Origin of the sequence: Arthrobacter sp. 4R501 (assembly GCF_002929755.1) — a bacterium.
Lineage (GTDB): Bacteria > Actinomycetota > Actinomycetes > Actinomycetales > Micrococcaceae > Arthrobacter.
On record NZ_PJIW01000017.1, the window covers coordinates 41,862 to 56,844 of the forward strand.

Consider the following 14,983-nt stretch of genomic DNA (forward strand, 5'->3'; position numbering starts at 1 on the left):
ACAACGATCCACGGCGCTGAACCAACAGGCGCCGAAAGACAAAGGAGCAAGAATGTCAGAACGCACCGCAACCGTCGCCAGCCGCGTAGGCCTGCACGCCCGCCCCGCCGCCATCTTTGCGGAGGCCGCCGGCGAGTTCGACCTGGACATCACCATCGCCCGCCAGGGCGAGCCTGTCGATGAGGCAATGGACGCCGCGAGCATCCTGTCCCTCATGAGCCTGGGTGCCGCCCACGGCGACGTTGTGGTGCTCCGCGCCGAAGGTACCGGCGCGGATGACGCCCTGGCGCGCCTGGTCCAGATCCTGGAAACGGATCACGACGCCGAGTAGCGGCTTCACGCCCGCGGCCGCCGTCGCGCCTGTCCCCTCTTTGGGGAAGGTGCGACGGCGGCCGCTGGTTCTTAAGGCCCCACCCAACTGGGTCGCACATAACGTCGTCATTCGGCGGTTTCACGACGTTAAGTGCGACCTAGTTGGGGTGGTTAACCGCGTTCGGCGATCTTCTTGACATCCGCCACGAGTATGTCCCACATGCCCTTGGAGTGCTCCGCCGCGTCTTCGTTGGCGTTGTTGTCCTGTGAGAGCGTGAGCGTTGTTGCACCGTCCTGGTCCTCGAGGGTCCAGGTGAGCGTGTGGTAATTTTCCGGCTTGTCTTCCTGACCGCCCAGCGGACTGAAGTGCGTGTGGACCAGTTTCCGGCCGGGATCCACCTCGAGGATCTTGCCCTTATCCTCGTAGGGCTTGCCTTCCCACTCGCCACGCCACGCGATGGGGCTGCCCTCCGTCCAATCCGTCTCCAGGTCCGCGCCGAACATGAATTCCTTCACGGCGGCCGGATCGGTGATGACCTTCCAGACGCGCTCCGCCGGAGCACCAATAGTGATGGTGGATGTGGCCACAAGGTTCCCGGGCACTACCGGGCCTCCTTGGCGGTCAACAGCAGATATTCCCATTCCATTTGCCATACGGCATCACCGTGGGCCTCGCCAAACGAATCGGCCAGTTCGGTGAGGGCTTTGTCCAGTGCCTGTGCCTTCTCCCGGTCGTCGCCGATGAACTTGTAGACCGAGATGGTGGGACCGTCGTGGGACTTGAAGTACCGCAGGAAGTCCTCCGGCTGGTGGAAACTGCGGATGGCCAGCGTGCGCTTTTTCGCCTGGATATCGGTGATCCTGTCGCCGAAGAGTTCCCGCACGTGGTCTTCACTGCCCCACAGCGGCGGCGGCTGGGCTCCGGGCGGGGGCGGCGGCGCGAACGGCTTCATGGTGGCAAACATCCTTCCGATGAAGCCTTCGGGCGTCCAGCTGAGCAGGCCGATCGTGCCGCCGGGTTTGCACACCCGGACGATTTCGTCCGCTCCGGCCTGGTGGTGCGGCGCATACATCACACCCAGGCAGGACGTCACCACGTCGAATCTGTCCTCCTCGAACGGCAGGGCCTCGGCGTCTGCTTCCATCCACTCCAGCTCTACGCCGCGGTCGGCAGCCTGCCGGCGCCCGGCATCGAACAGCTCCGGAGTCAGATCACTGGCAATCACCTGGGCACCCATCATGGCAGCGGGGATGGCCGCATTGCCGGAACCCGTAGCGACGTCCAGAACACGCTGCTTGGCTTTGACTCCGCACGCATCCACCAGGATGGCTCCGAGATCCAGGAGCATCTCACTGGCCAGCGCGGGGTAATCCCCTGAAGCCCACATGGCCCGGTGCTTTTGCTTCAGAGCCCGGTCTGCCTCGTCTACGTCCACGTTGTCATTCATGGTGGCGCCCCTCTCCTTTGGCAGGCTTTTCCCTTGACAGGCTTCGAGTGACAGCACGCTGTTGCACAGGGCTGCAATGCGACCCATTGTGGCCGCAGCGGGGCGGGCTGTAAAGCGTCTGGGGCTAGGACTCGGCGCGGAAGCAAGCAAACTTAGGGTTTCCTTGTGTTTCCCCAACCCCGGAATTAGCGTGGAAGCCTGACCAGCCATTACGGCGCCACGGCGTCCAGGATTTCCCGGCCCCGGTGAAGGAGGACGACATGCCCGGCAAGAAGAACCCGAGCCTGAAAGATCCTGAACTCTACGAGGAACTGCGCGAGGACGGCGCGTCCAAGCAGAAAGCCGCCCGTATCTCGAACGCGGCCGCCAAGAAAGGCCGCTCCGCGGTGGGCCGCAAGGGCGGGAAATCCGGCGACTACGAGGACTGGACCGTCCCGCAGCTCAAGGCCAAAGCCAGGGAAATAGGCCTCACCGGCTACTCAGCCAAAAAGAAGAGCGAGCTTATCTCCGCCCTGCGGAACTCCTAGGCGGCTGCCATCCCCACCAACACAGCGTGCTCGCGGCCTACGCATTCCCGGTCCGCTTTTTCGCGGACCGCATCAAGCACCCTTGCGCGCCCGCGTGGTGGTGGCCTTCGCCGCAGGATTCGAGGCGGCGGTTTTGGTCCCGGAGGATTTCGCCGCAGCCGTCTTGGCACTCGATGTCCCCGTCCCCGCAGTCTTGGCACCGGCTTTGGCGGGAGCCTTCCCGCCGGAACTGTCGGCACTTTCTCCTGTGCCGGCGTCGTCCGCGTCCTCGGAATCCGCATCCTCAGAGGCGGCAGGCTTACCGCTGCCGCGCTTCCGCTCCAGGCTGCGCTTCAGCGCCTCCATCAGGTCGATGACCTCGCCGTTGCCGCCCCCGCCCGCTTCGGCGCCGAACGTTTCGTCGGTGTCGAGCGAATCGCCCTTCTCCAGCTTGGCCTCGATGAGCTTCCGGAGCTGCACCTGGTAGTCATCGGTGAAGTGCTCGGGTTCGAAATCCGCGGCCATGGACTCCACGAGGGCGGCGGACATTTCGCGTTCCTGGGCGGAAATCCGGATGGACGTGTCCAGCGCAGGGAAGCTGGCGTCCCGGACCTCGTCGGGCCACAGCAGGGACTGCAGCACCAGCACCTCGTCCTTGATGCGCAGCGCCCCCAGCCGTGTCTTCTCGCGCAGGGCGAACTGGACGATGGCCACACGGTCCGTATCCTCGAGCGCCCGGCGCAGCAGGACATAGGCCTTGGGCGACTTGGAATCCGGCTCCAGGTAATAGCTCTTCTCGAACATCATCGGTTCCAGCTGCTCCGACGGAACAAACTGGACCACCTCGATCTCGTGGCTGTTCTCCGCCGGGATGGATTTGAGCTCGTCCTTGGACAGGACCACCGTCCGGCCCTCGTCCTCAAACGCCTTGTCGATGTCCGAATAGTCGATGATTTTGCTGCACACCTCACAGCGGCGCTGGTACCGGATCCGGCCGCCGTCGGCATTGTGGACCTGGTGGAGGCTGATGTCGTGGTCCTCGGTGGCGCTGTAGACCTTCACGGGCACGTTGACGAGGCCAAACGCGATGGCACCTTTCCAGATGGCTCTCATCCCTCAAGTGAACATCACGCGGGGCCGGAGGTGAAGACCCATGGCCGGCCCTAAGGAGCGCGTCAGGGTTGCCGGGCGGGAACTCACCCTCACCAACCTGGACAAAATCATCTACCCGGAGACCGGCACCACCAAGGCCGATGTCCTGGCCTATTACGCCGCCGTGGCCCATGTGCTGATTCCCGCCGCGGCCAACCGGCCCGCCACCCGCAAGCGATGGGTCAACGGGGTGGGCACCGCCGGGCATCCCGGCGAGGTGTTTTTCCAGAAGAACCTGGAGGATTCAGCGCCGGGCTGGCTCCCCCGCGCCGCCATCACGCACAAGGACCGGACCATCTACTACCCGATGGTGAATGATCCCGCCACGCTCACCTGGTTCGGCCAGATCAATTCGCTGGAAATCCATGTCCCGCAGTGGCAGGTGGACTCCCACGGCAAGCAGCTGAACCCGGACCGCTTGGTCCTGGACCTCGATCCCGGCGACGGCGCCGGACTTGAGGAATGCGCCGAGGTTGCCAGGCTGGCACGCGCCATCCTGCAGGACGTGGGCCTGGAACCTGTGCCGGTGACCAGCGGCAGCAAGGGCATCCACCTCTACGCGGGCCTGGACGGAACGCAGACCTCCGACCAGATCTCGGACTTTGCGCACGAACTGGCCCGCGCCCTGGAAGCGGACCACCCGGATCTCGCCGTGAGCGACATGAAAAAGACGCTGCGCACAGGCAAGGTGCTGGTGGACTGGAGCCAGAACAGCGCCGCCAAAACCACCATCGTGCCGTACTCCCTGCGCGGCCGCCTCACGCCCACGGTGGCCGCCCCGCGGACCTGGCAGGAGATCGGGTCCCCCAAGCTCCAGCACCTCGACTACAACGCCGTGCTGCGCCGGGTGAACGCGGGCAAGGACCCGTTCGCCGCCGTCGCCCGCGGTGCCGGGCACCCGAGGGACGGCGGGATCCCTCCGGAAGGGAGAACGGACGACGGCGGCGCGCACGCCCGCTTGGAGCGCTACCGGTCGATGCGGGACCCGGACGCGACGCCCGAGCCGTTCTCCGGCGCCTCGGGAAACGGGGATACCTTCGTGATCCAGGAGCACCACGCGAGCAGGCTGCACTTCGATTTCCGGCTGGAGCACGAGGGGGTGCTGGTGTCGTGGGCCCTGCCGAAGGGCGTCCCTGAGTCCGGCGGGAAGAACCACCTGGCCGTCCAGACCGAGGACCACCCCTTGGACTACGCCACGTTTGAGGGCATCATTCCCAAGGGCCAGTACGGCGCCGGCGAAGTGACCATCTGGGACCACGGCACGTATGAACTGGAGAAGTGGATCAACGGCCGGGAGGTCATCGCCACGCTGACCGGCGCGGACGGCGGCGGCCTGGGCGGCACCAAAAAGTTCGCCCTGATCCACACCGGCCGCGGGCAGGGCAGGGACTCCGAAGGACAATGGCTCATCCACCTGATGGACAAGGACCACCGCACTTTTCATCCGCGGCGGGCTCCGGTGGAGGATGAACCGGTGGAGGACGCGGCGGATAATTCGGCGGCGGATTCCGCGGATGAACCGGTGGAGGACGCGCCGGAGAATTCGGCGGCGGACGCTTCCGGGGCTGAGCCTGCCGCGGACGTTTCCCCGGCCGCGTCCGGGCCTTCCCCACTGCGTGCCCAGGATTTCGGTCCCATGATGGCAACGTCCGGGACCGCCGCCGACCTTCACGGCAGCGACTGGCAGTTCGAACTGAAGTGGGACGGCGTGCGTGCCCTGCTGGTCGCGGACGAAGAGAAGGTCCGTGTCTTCAGCCGCAACGGAATCGACGTCAGCGCAACCTACCCTGAGCTGACGGACCGGGCCTGCTGGCCGGCGGGCCCGTTCGTCGGCGACGGTGAGATTATCGCCGTCGGGCCTTCCGGCAGACCCGATTTCGGACTGCTCCAGGGACGCATGAAACTGACCCGGCCGGCAGACGTCGCAAAGGCCCGCGCAGCAATCCCTGTCCGGTTGATGCTTTTTGACCTGCTGTCCGACGGCCGCGGGGACCTTCGCCTGCTGCCTTTCGCTAAGCGGCGGCAGCGGCTGGAGGAGTTCCACCACCCGTCGGAGTGTCCCGTGGAGCTGTCCGCCGTCCTGGACGAGAAGATCGAACACATCCTGGAGAGCGCGCGGGAGCTGGGCCTCGAGGGCGTGATGGCCAAGCGGACCGACAGCCGCTACGTCAGCGGGCAGCGGACCCGGACGTGGATCAAGATAAAGCTGGAGCAGACCCAGGAAGTGGTGGTGGGCGGCTGGCGGCCTGGCAAGGGCGGGCGGCAGGGTTCGGTGGGTTCGTTGCTGGTGGGCATCCCCGACGGCAGCAAGCTGCGGTATGTGGGCCGGGTGGGCAGCGGGTTCAGCATGCGCGAACTGGAAGAGCTCCGGCAGAAGGTGGACGGTCTGGCGCGCAAGACGTCACCGTTCGACGACGTTCCCCGCGAGGATGCCTCGGACGCCCATTGGGTGACGCCAAGGCTGGTCGGCGAGGTGACCTTCGGCCAGTGGACGGGGAGCGGCAAGCTCAGGCATCCGGTGTGGCGGGGCTGGCGGCTGGACAAGAACGCCGACGAAGTGGTGCCGGAGGGCTAGTGGCGCTGTGTTGGCGACGCGCAAATTTTCCCGGGGACACGCAAACGGCCTGTCGACGCCCGAATTCGGGTGTCGCCAGGCCGTTTGTGTGTCGTCAGATCAGATGCGCGTCATCACCAGGGTGTTTCTAGGACGAGTGAGGCATCTGCGGGCGTCCCGTACGGTGCACGGCCGTCACGGCAGCTTCCTGGCCCACGCGGCCGTGGCCTGTGCCCCGCTCTTTGGGGTGCCGGCGCTTGCCGTTTCCGTCCGGCCAGTGGCGTTCGCCGGCCATCGCGGTGGTCACCGCAATGGCGGCCGGGTCCGGCATGGACGGGGTGTCCATGGCTGCCGCGAGATGGTCCGCGACCTCCGGTTCGATCTTTGTTCCAGCATGTTTTTCAGCCATTTTTTCTTCCTTCCGCAATGAAATGAAGTGGTTACCAATAGTAGGTCTGGCGTGCTGTCCTGGCGCTGGATTTACCAGCGGACCTTCTTCTCTGCCGGGCCCTGCTTGCCGCTGACATGGGTGGGCTTGTGGTTCTTGCCGACGCTCTGCAGCCCGGAGTCGCCGCCCCTGGATTTGCTGGCCAGCATGGCCCGCTGCGCTTCGGTCAGCCCGGCCCGGATGCCCTTGGCTTCGGCATCGTCCTGCGCGGATTCGGGCTGGCTGGGAGTGTTGTTTTCAGTCATTTGGTGGAACCTTTCTGAGGAGAATCAGTGTGTCTGACGAGATCAGCATGGACGGGGCCGGTGGTACCAGGCCGCAGGCGTCCGCCTACTCAAAAATCAGTGTTCCCATGAATCAACAATAGGCAGCTTCAGGCTCGGTTGTGAACCCCCGGTTTCCGGCCTGTACTAGGGGCACGGTGGCAGCCGGAACTGGTGCCCGAACGGCCGTGGCGGCCGTCACTTTTCCGCGCGAATCAGGGGAAAAATGGCACAAAAAATGGGTCGTGAACAAAAAGATTCGGTAACGATGGCGGCGAACCGTCCGAATCCCAATGATGACGGGGCGAGAGCAGCCAAAAGAAATCCCTGAAAACCGCTGGAAACCCTCTCTAAGGAAGGCACTTTACGGTATAAAACTCTCATTTGCCATGGAATCCGCGTAAAATTGAAAGCCTGCCCAGAGCGGGGCAGCTACAAGTCGCAAGCAAATGACCTCCATAGGAGTCGCCCAAATGCCCACAGACCGAAGCACGACCGACTCTTCAGCAGGCGTGAACAGCGCCAGCCGACCCAACGAAGCAGCACCAAATAACGCACTCCCAAGTGCGCGTAAACCGAAGATCCTTGCACGCCGCAGGCTCAAAGAGTCCGACGTGAACGTTGTAAACCAGCCCATGCTGAAAAAAGCGCTCGGCGGAACCATCGTGGGTAACACCATGGAGTGGTTCGACGTCGGCGTATTCGGCTACCTGATCACCACCATGGGACCTGTCTTCCTTCCCGAGGCCGACAAGTCCGTCCAGACGCTGTTCCTGCTTGGAACGTTCGCTGCCACCTTCATTGCCCGTCCACTCGGCGGTGTTGTGTTCGGCTGGCTCGGCGACAAGATCGGGCGGCAGAAAGTACTCGCCGCAACACTGATGATTATGGCTGCCAGTACGTTCGCCGTCGGGCTGTTGCCCGGATACGCCCAGATCGGCATCTGGGCCGCTGCGCTGCTGGTAATCCTGAAGCTTGTCCAGGGCTTCTCCACCGGCGGTGAATACGCAGGCGCCACCACGTTCGTGAGCGAATACGCCCCGGATAAGCGCCGTGGATTCTTTGCAAGCTTCCTGGACATGGGCAGCTACCTCGGCTTTGCCCTGGGTGCGGCGTTGGTTTCTGTCCTGCAGCTGACCCTTGGCCAGACAGCCATGGAGGAATGGGGCTGGCGCATACCCTTCCTCATTGCCGGCCCGCTGGGCCTCATCGCCATCTACTTCCGGAACAAGATCGAGGAATCCCCTCAGTTCCAGGCCACCTTGGATGCCCAGGAATCCATCGGGCAGGCCGCCGCTGCAGCTGACGTGGACGCCGCCAAGAGTCCGGTCGGAATCGTCAAGGCCTATTGGCGCTCGCTCATCGTGGCCATGATCCTTGTGGCCGCTGCCAACACCGCCGGGTACGCCTTGACGTCCTACATGCCGACGTACCTCACGGAGTCCAAGGGCTACGATCCCGTCCACGGCACACTGCTGACCATCCCCGTGCTGGTCATCATGGCCTTGTGCATCCCGCTGACGGGCAAGCTGTCCGACCGCATCGGCCGCCGGCCGGTCCTCTGGATCGGCGCCATCAGCACCGTAGTGCTGGCTACGCCGGCGTTCCTGCTGATCGGCGTCGGTGACGTCTGGTCCACGCTGGCAGGCCTCTCGCTGATCGCGTTCCCAGTGACGTTCTATGTTGCGAACCTCGCCTCGGCATTGCCCGCACAGTTCCCGACAGCCAACAGGTACAGCGCCATGGGTATCGCCTACAACTTCGCAGTTGCCATCTTCGGCGGCACTACGCCGTTCATCGTGGCCGCGCTGATCACGGCGACCGGCGATGACATGATGCCGGCCTACTACCTCATGGCGACGTCAGCCGTCGGGGCTGTGGCCATCTACTTCCTGAAGGAATCAGCCAAGCGTCCGCTGCCCGGCTCCATGCCCAGCGTGGACACCCAGGCAGAGGCCAAGGAACTCGTGGCCACCCAGGATGAGAACCCGCTGATCGACCTGGCCGACATGCCGTTCGAATCCCAGGACGTCACCGATGCCGCGGCCGCTAAGGTTCCGGCCGGAGTCTAGGCACCACAGCCTAAGCACCGAACAACATACCGGCCTGTCCGGGCCGTCTTGTAGCCCGCGCTCAAAGGCCCGTCCCGCGCACTTTCCTTGGGGGAAGCACGCAGGGCGGGCCTTAGCCGTGCCCGGCCCGGCCCCGCCCGGCCCGGCCCGCCCAAGCGACGCGCTGTGACCCAACTAATGGTGGCCATTCCGGGCGTCTGCTAATTTTCGAACAACGGTCTAAAGGATAGGTGGTGTTGGCTGTGCGCAGAGTCATGGCCCATGCCCGCACGCTGCACGCGCTGGGCCCGGCGAACAACGACCGGCTCTCGGCCGTAAGGGTTGCCCTCAGCGTGGCAGTGCCCTCCCTGGTACTCCTGGCCATCGGCCGTCCCGAGCTGACCATGTACGCAGTATTCGGTGCCTTGACCGGCATGTACGGACGCTCGGAATCCCATCAGCTGCGCCTCAAGCACCAGGCCCAGGCGGCACTGGTCCTGGTCAGCGGCATCGCGGTGGGCGTGTTCCTGTCCGTCAACCACATCCACTCCTGGTGGCTGGTGCTCGTGGAGGCCTTGCTGGCCGGCCTCGGATCCCTGTTCTCTGACAAGGTGCGGCTCAAGCCCAACGGACCGTTCTTCGGCATCCTCGCATTAGGCGCCTGCGCCTCGGTCCCGACGAGCGTGCCGTTCCTGACGGCGGTGTTGATCGGCGCGGCCTCGGCCGCATTCTCGATCCTGGTGGGCTTCGCCGGCTGGCTGCGGGTCCGGGCCTGGGAGGCGGGCGCCGTGCGTGATGTTCCGCGTCCCAGCAGTGAACTCCGGCAGGCCGCGCTGGTGCACGCCGCCCGCTATGTCCTGGCCGTCGGTGCCGCCGGAACCTGCGGCGTCCTGAGCGGCAGCGGCCACCCGCACTGGGCCATGGCCGCGGCCGCCGTCCCGCTCGCGGGGGCCGACCTGCCCAGCCGCGTCCACCGCGGGATCCACCGCATCGTGGGGACGTTCGTCGGTTTGGCGTTGGTCGCCGTCGTACTCTTTCCTGGGCCGTTGTCCCCGCTGCAGTATTTCCCCGGCCACACGGCCGCGGTGCTGGCGCTGCTGGTGATCGCGTTCCAGTTCCCCACCGAGCTGTTCATGGCGCGGCACTACGGCAGGGCCATGGTCTTTTTCACGCCGGTGATCCTGCTTATGACGCAGCTTGCGGCGCCCGCGGATCCGGGCTTGCTGGTCACCGAACGCGCGGTGGAGACCTTTGTGGGCGCCGTGATCGGTATCGCCGTGGTGGTGGCCGTCCGTGCGCCGCGGAGGGCTACTGCTTGGGACGCCGCGGCGGCCCGGACGTAAACCGCGCCGGCAGCACACGCGAGATGGCGGCCACCAGTTTGTAGCGTTTGGTGGGGATCGAAACGCCCTTGCCGCGGGCGTTGTCAGCCAGGCCGTCCCGGACCACCCAGTCCGCCCGCAGCCACATCCAGTGCGGGGCGACCGACTTGTCCATGCCCATGCGGTCATGGAATTCGGTGTGCGTGAATCCGGGGCACAGCGCGGTGACGTGCACGCCTCTCGGTCCGTAGGCAAGGTTGGCCCAGCGGCTGAAGATGACCTGCCAGGCTTTCGCAGCCGAGTAGCTGCCGCGGTTGGCGAAAGCCGACACGCTGGCCACGTTGATGATCCTGCCGGAGCGCCGCTCCAGCATCCCCTGCAGCGCAGCATGGCAGAGCTCCATGGGGGTCTGCACGTGCAGGCGAAGGTGTCTTTTCTCGTCCTCCAGGGAATTTTTTTCGAACGAGTGCAGCAGCCCGATCCCTGCATTGTTCACCAGGACCTCAACCGGCCGCGCAGCGTCCGTGAGGCGCCCGACGACGGCGGCCACACCGGCGTCGTCCGTCAGGTCGGCGGGCAGCACCTCTGTGGAAACGCTGTAATCACGCTCGAGTTCGTCAGCGATCTGCTGGAGCCGGGCGGCGTCGCGGGCCACGAGCACCATGTGGTGGCCTTCCTGCGCGAGCTGGCGGGCGAACTCCGCTCCCAGCCCTGCGGTTGCCCCTGTTACGAGCGCGGTGGTGGGTGTCTCCATGCGCCCAGACTAGCCGTGTTACGGCGCCGGCGGCTGGTGCAGGCCGAAGGTTGAGCCCTGATCATCTTTGCAGAGCTTGAATCTTCCGTACTCCGCCGGGTCCTCGTCGCCCAGTTCCGCACTGTCCGTCGAGCCGCCAAGTTCACGCACCCGGGCCAGCGCGGCGTCCATGTCGTCCACCCGGAAGAACAGGTAGGGCACCGCACCCTTGTCTCCGCCGTGCAGCCCGCCCGGGATGCCGGGGTGCCGATGATGGACCCCCCTCGTCGGACGGTCCGGGGCTGAAGTCCCAGCCGAAGAGCGCGCCGTAGAACGCCCTGCCCCGTTCGGGATCTTCGACGCCGATTTCAAAGAACGCTGGTTCGCCGGCCATGGCTTCTCCTTTTCAGGTGGAGTCAGATGGGTCGAGTGCGGTCCACCGGACGAAACCACCGTAAACCCCCACAGCACCCCGGTCCAGAGTCAGCGGGCCCGCTCAGCGGTTGGAAAAAGTCCTGGGTTTGTGTCGATCCGGCCTCGCGCCATTCGACCTATGGATGAGAAGGTCGAAGGGCGACCTTCCACAACCAAGGAGAAGATTGAGATGGCCAAGTACATGCTGATCATGCGGGAAACCGACGAGTCCCTCGCGAAGTTCACGGACGTCGACTTCGACGAGGCGATGAACGCCATGGGCAAGTTCAATGACGAACTGATCCGCGCCGGCGTCCTGCTGGCGGCCGAGGGCCTGGAGGATCCGAAGGAGGGAGTTGTGGTCGACTTCACCGGCGAAACACCGGTGGTCACCGACGGCCCCTACGGAGAAACCAAGGAACTGTTCCGCGGCTTCTACATCCTCGATGTGGCCTCGAAGCAGGAAGCCATCGAGTGGGCGAAGCGGGCGCCGCTCACGGCCGGCCGCAAGACCGAAATCCGCCGCGTGCCCACCATCGACGAGTTCCCGCAGGACAACGAATGGATCCAGAAGGAACGCGCCTGGCGCGAGCAGACCGGGCAGCTGTGAGCAGGCAGCTCTGACCGACAGATCTGACCGTTAATGAGCGGTGCTGAGGCTCGGGGCGCCGTCGAGGCGGTGTGGCGGATGGAATCCGCCCGCATCGTCGGCGCCCTGGCCCGCTATACAGGCGACTTCCCGCTGGCCGAGGATCTCGCCCAGGAGGCACTCGCCGAAGCACTCGTCTCCTGGTCCGTCAACGGGATACCCGCCGAACCCGCCGGCTGGCTCCTCACCACAGGCCGCCGTCGTGCGATTGATACGTTCCGCCGGCGGGCGGCACGGGACGACAAGTACGCCCTGCTGGCCAGCGACCTCTCGGCGGAGGAGCCAGGAGCGGACGCCTTGTTCGACCCTGATGCGATCGACGACGACGTGCTCGCCCTGATGTTCATCTCCTGCCATCCGGTGCTGGCCAAGGAAGCCCGGATCGCGTTGACGCTACGGGTAGTGGGCGGCCTGGGCAGCGACGAGATTGCCAAGGCTTTCCTGGTCCCGGTGGCGACGATCCAGGCACGCATCACCCGTGCCAAGAAGACGCTGGCCGCCGCCCAGGTGCCTTTCGCGGTGCCTGAGCCGCACGAGCGGGCTGAACGTCTTAGCTCGGTGCTCAACGTCATCTACCTGATCTTCACGGAGGGCTCGTTCGCCTCGGGCGGCGCGGAATGGATCCGCACGGACCTGGCCGGCGAAGCCCGCCGCCTGGCCCGTGTACTGGTGCGCATCTCGCCGGAGCCCGAGGTGTTCGGGCTGATTGCGCTGATGGAACTCACCGCCGCGCGGTTCCCGGCCCGGCTCGATGCGTCGGGCCGCCCGGTGCTTCTGGAAGACCAGGACCGACGGCGGTGGGACCAGGCCGCGATCCGCCGCGGACGTGCGGCGCTGGCCCGGGCCGCGGGATCCGGACGCGGGTTGGGTGCGTACGGTCTCCAGGCTTCCATCGCTGAGTGCCACGCCGTGGCTCATTCGGTTGCCGAGACGGACTGGCAGCGGATCGTCATCCTCTACGAAGCCCTCGGCCGGCTGGCCCCGTCGCCCGTCGTCGAACTCAACCGTGCGGTGGCCGTCGCGATGGCCTCCGGCCCGGCTCACGGACTGGAGCTGGTGGAGGCGATCGCCGCACGCGGAGAACTGGCGGGCTCGCACCTGCTTCCCGCGGTCCGTGGCGAGATGCTCACTCGGCTCGGCAGGCGTGGCGACGCACGGTCCGCACTCCTCCAGGCCGTGGCGCTGTGCGGAAACGCCGCCGAGCGCGCGGTGCTGCAGCGCAAGGTGGACGAGCTCAGCTGACTCCCTGGCTGAGCTCACCCCACAGCGAACCTGGCGAGCGGGTTGGCGAGCCTGCCGGCCATCTGCAACCCGCCGGACGGGTCCGTGAGGTCAAGCATCTGCTGGTTGTTCCGCAGCTGCAGCCGGTTAAGGCACGACAGTTCAAAGTCAGGGGCGAACAGGTCGTGGCGGGCGAACTGGTCCGCGAGCTCCGGGTGTTCAGCCTGGTACTCCTGGATAACGCGGGCGGCCGTGCCCCAGAACTCCTCCTCGCTGAGTTTCCCGTCCTCCACCAGCAGGGCACCAAGGAAGCGGAAGATGCAGTCGAACACATCCGTGAAGATGGCCAGCACCTTTTCACTGTCGGGAATGTCCACCTGGATCCGTGATACCTCCTCGGGCAGGTCCAGCCGGCGCCCCATCACCACGATTTCCTCGGCGATGTCCTTCATCACCGCACGGACTGGCACACCGTTATCCAGCACGAGGATCACGTTCTCGCCATGCGGCATAAAGGCGAGTTCGTACCGGTAGAGGCAGTGGACCAACGGGACGAGGTAGGCCTCGAAGTAACGGCGCAGCCATTCGGCAGGCTCCAGTCCGGAGCGCTCAATCAGGGCAGACACCATCGGCTTGCCGGTCGAATCGACGTGCAGCAGGGACGCCATGGTGGCAAGCTGCTGGCCGTCCTCCAGCAGCGGGAGCGGACTTTCCCTCCACAGCGCGGACAGCATCTTCTGGTACGGCGAGCCCTTGGCGGACGCGGCCTCGTAGTAGCCGTTGTGGTAGCCGATGGCAGCGATCTCGCTGATCATGGCCAGGCCGCGTTTCTGCAGGGCTTCGTCTGACCGGATCAGGTCCCGCAGCCAGTCGTTGATGGCGGGGGTTGCCTTCATGTACTGCGGCGAGAGTCCCCGCATAAAGCCCATGTTCAGGACGGACATCGCCGTCTTGACGTAGCTCTTGGCGGGCGCGGCCGTGTTGAAGAACGTGCGGATGGACTGCTGGGCCTGGTAACTGTCGGCACCGGTCCCCAGATGGATGATGTGCTGCTGGGCGATTTCGGCAGCGAACGTGACGGTGAGCTTGTTCTCCCACTGCCACGGATGCACCGGCATCAGGAAGTACTGGGCGGGGTCCACACCCTGCGCCGCGAATTCGCTCTCAAAGGACTGCAGCGCGGCGGCGCCGAGCTCGGCCTCCAGGTGGGCGCGGTAGTCCAGCCCCGCGCTGGCGGTGAAGACAGCCTTGCTGCGGTGCACGCCGATCCACTCCAGGCGGACGGGGGCTCCGGTCTCCGGCGCGAACGCCCGGTAGTCACTGATGCCGAACCCCAGCCTGCCGTTGTTGGCCACGAAACACGGGTGGCCCTCCGTCATGCTGCGTTCGATGGCCTGGAAGTCGGCGGCGGGGTCCGTGCCGCCGGTGACTCCTGCCGCGAGTTCCTCGGCGGACGGCTGTCCCAGCCACTGCTTGTAGGAGTGGCCGGCCAGGGTGCTGCTGATCTCTTCAAGGTAGACCGGGAGCATCTCCTCGCGGATGCCCAGGGTGTCCCTGAACTCGGTGATGAAACGCAGGGCGTCCGGGGCGGCGTCCTCGCCGCTGCGTGTGCAGTGGATCGAAGCGGCGTCCACCGACCAGTGCTCCAGCTCAAGCACGCGGGCTGTGAACGAGTACGCCGTGAGGCCGTCGTCGCTGCGGACCACGTACACCGCGGGCTCCTCCGGACCCGTGGCACCCCTGCCGGAGCCCAGGCGCTGCGGCTCCAGGATGCGTTCGTGCAGGAATTCGGCGAGCGCCTTGCGGACCAGGTGGCGGTTGGCTATAGCCCAGCGCTCGGGTGCGAGGTGGGGAACGGTGTTGGCGGTGCTGTCCGGTATTTCGACGACGGTGGGGTCCAGCTCGATGAT

15 protein-coding genes are annotated in these 14,983 nt (G+C 65.6%); 7 read left to right on the top strand and 8 right to left on the bottom strand.

Annotated features, from left to right (window positions below; translation table 11 throughout):
- Nucleotides 1–52 precede the first annotated feature (52 nt).
- On the top strand, nt 53–331 hold the full coding sequence (locus CXR02_RS16580) for an HPr family phosphocarrier protein (RefSeq protein ID WP_056348975.1): 279 nt from the start codon (nt 53–55) through the stop codon (nt 329–331).
- Nucleotides 332–483: 152 nt separating this feature from the next.
- Here CXR02_RS16580 and CXR02_RS16585 read toward each other — a convergent pair whose 3' ends face one another.
- The gene (locus tag CXR02_RS16585; RefSeq protein WP_104062984.1) at nt 484–915 is read right to left on the bottom strand and encodes an SRPBCC domain-containing protein; all 432 of its coding nucleotides are present in this window, start codon (nt 913–915) and stop codon (nt 484–486) included.
- Entirely contained in the window at nt 915–1,760 is an 846-nt protein-coding gene (locus CXR02_RS16590; RefSeq protein WP_104062985.1) for a class I SAM-dependent methyltransferase, read from the bottom strand. The genes CXR02_RS16585 and CXR02_RS16590 overlap by 1 nt, the downstream gene beginning before the upstream one ends.
- A gap of 260 nt (nt 1,761–2,020) precedes the next feature.
- Here CXR02_RS16590 and CXR02_RS16595 point away from each other — a divergent pair, with 260 nt between their 5' ends.
- The gene (locus CXR02_RS16595; RefSeq protein WP_104063038.1) at nt 2,021–2,287 is read left to right on the top strand and encodes a Rho termination factor N-terminal domain-containing protein; all 267 of its coding nucleotides are present in this window, start codon (nt 2,021–2,023) and stop codon (nt 2,285–2,287) included.
- A 72-nt stretch (nt 2,288–2,359) separates the two neighbouring features.
- Here CXR02_RS16595 and CXR02_RS16600 read toward each other — a convergent pair whose 3' ends face one another.
- Nucleotides 2,360–3,379 (bottom strand): Ku protein, encoded by a 1,020-nt coding sequence (locus tag CXR02_RS16600; protein ID WP_104062986.1) that lies wholly within the window; start codon nt 3,377–3,379, stop codon nt 2,360–2,362.
- 40 nt (nt 3,380–3,419) lie between these two features.
- Here CXR02_RS16600 and CXR02_RS16605 point away from each other — a divergent pair, with 40 nt between their 5' ends.
- On the top strand, nt 3,420–5,993 hold the full coding sequence (locus CXR02_RS16605) for an ATP-dependent DNA ligase (RefSeq protein ID WP_104062987.1): 2,574 nt from the start codon (nt 3,420–3,422) through the stop codon (nt 5,991–5,993).
- A gap of 127 nt (nt 5,994–6,120) precedes the next feature.
- Here the strand turns inward: CXR02_RS16605 and CXR02_RS16610 are convergent, their stop codons facing one another.
- Entirely contained in the window at nt 6,121–6,381 is a 261-nt protein-coding gene (locus tag CXR02_RS16610; protein ID WP_104062988.1) for a hypothetical protein, read from the bottom strand.
- Between the two features lie 71 nt (nt 6,382–6,452).
- Nucleotides 6,453–6,665, bottom strand: a complete 213-nt coding sequence (locus CXR02_RS16615) for a hypothetical protein (RefSeq protein WP_056347939.1) — start codon at nt 6,663–6,665, stop codon at nt 6,453–6,455.
- A 491-nt stretch (nt 6,666–7,156) separates the two neighbouring features.
- On the opposite strand from CXR02_RS16615, the gene CXR02_RS16620 reads away from it, so the two are divergent.
- Nucleotides 7,157–8,755: an MFS transporter gene (locus CXR02_RS16620; protein ID WP_104062989.1), complete on the top strand. Its 1,599-nt coding sequence runs from the start codon at nt 7,157–7,159 to the stop codon at nt 8,753–8,755.
- 254 nt (nt 8,756–9,009) lie between these two features.
- Complete coding sequence (locus tag CXR02_RS16625; protein ID WP_104062990.1) at nt 9,010–10,077, top strand: FUSC family protein; 1,068 nt, start codon at nt 9,010–9,012, stop codon at nt 10,075–10,077.
- Here CXR02_RS16625 and CXR02_RS16630 read toward each other — a convergent pair.
- Complete coding sequence (locus CXR02_RS16630) at nt 10,043–10,810, bottom strand: SDR family oxidoreductase (RefSeq protein ID WP_104062991.1); 768 nt, start codon at nt 10,808–10,810, stop codon at nt 10,043–10,045. The genes CXR02_RS16625 and CXR02_RS16630 overlap by 35 nt on opposite strands.
- An 18-nt stretch (nt 10,811–10,828) precedes the next feature.
- On the bottom strand, nt 10,829–11,011 hold the full coding sequence (locus CXR02_RS22665) for a VOC family protein (RefSeq protein ID WP_219816442.1): 183 nt from the start codon (nt 11,009–11,011) through the stop codon (nt 10,829–10,831).
- A gap of 382 nt (nt 11,012–11,393) precedes the next feature.
- Here CXR02_RS22665 and CXR02_RS16640 point away from each other — a divergent pair, with 382 nt between their 5' ends.
- Nucleotides 11,394–11,813, top strand: a complete 420-nt coding sequence (locus CXR02_RS16640) for a YciI family protein (RefSeq protein WP_104062992.1) — start codon at nt 11,394–11,396, stop codon at nt 11,811–11,813.
- Between the two features lie 33 nt (nt 11,814–11,846).
- Nucleotides 11,847–13,094: an RNA polymerase sigma factor gene (locus CXR02_RS16645; RefSeq protein ID WP_104062993.1), complete on the top strand. Its 1,248-nt coding sequence runs from the start codon at nt 11,847–11,849 to the stop codon at nt 13,092–13,094.
- Between the two features lie 14 nt (nt 13,095–13,108).
- Here CXR02_RS16645 and CXR02_RS16650 read toward each other — a convergent pair whose 3' ends face one another.
- Entirely contained in the window at nt 13,109–14,983 is a 1,875-nt protein-coding gene (locus tag CXR02_RS16650; protein ID WP_308470697.1) for an IucA/IucC family siderophore biosynthesis protein, read from the bottom strand.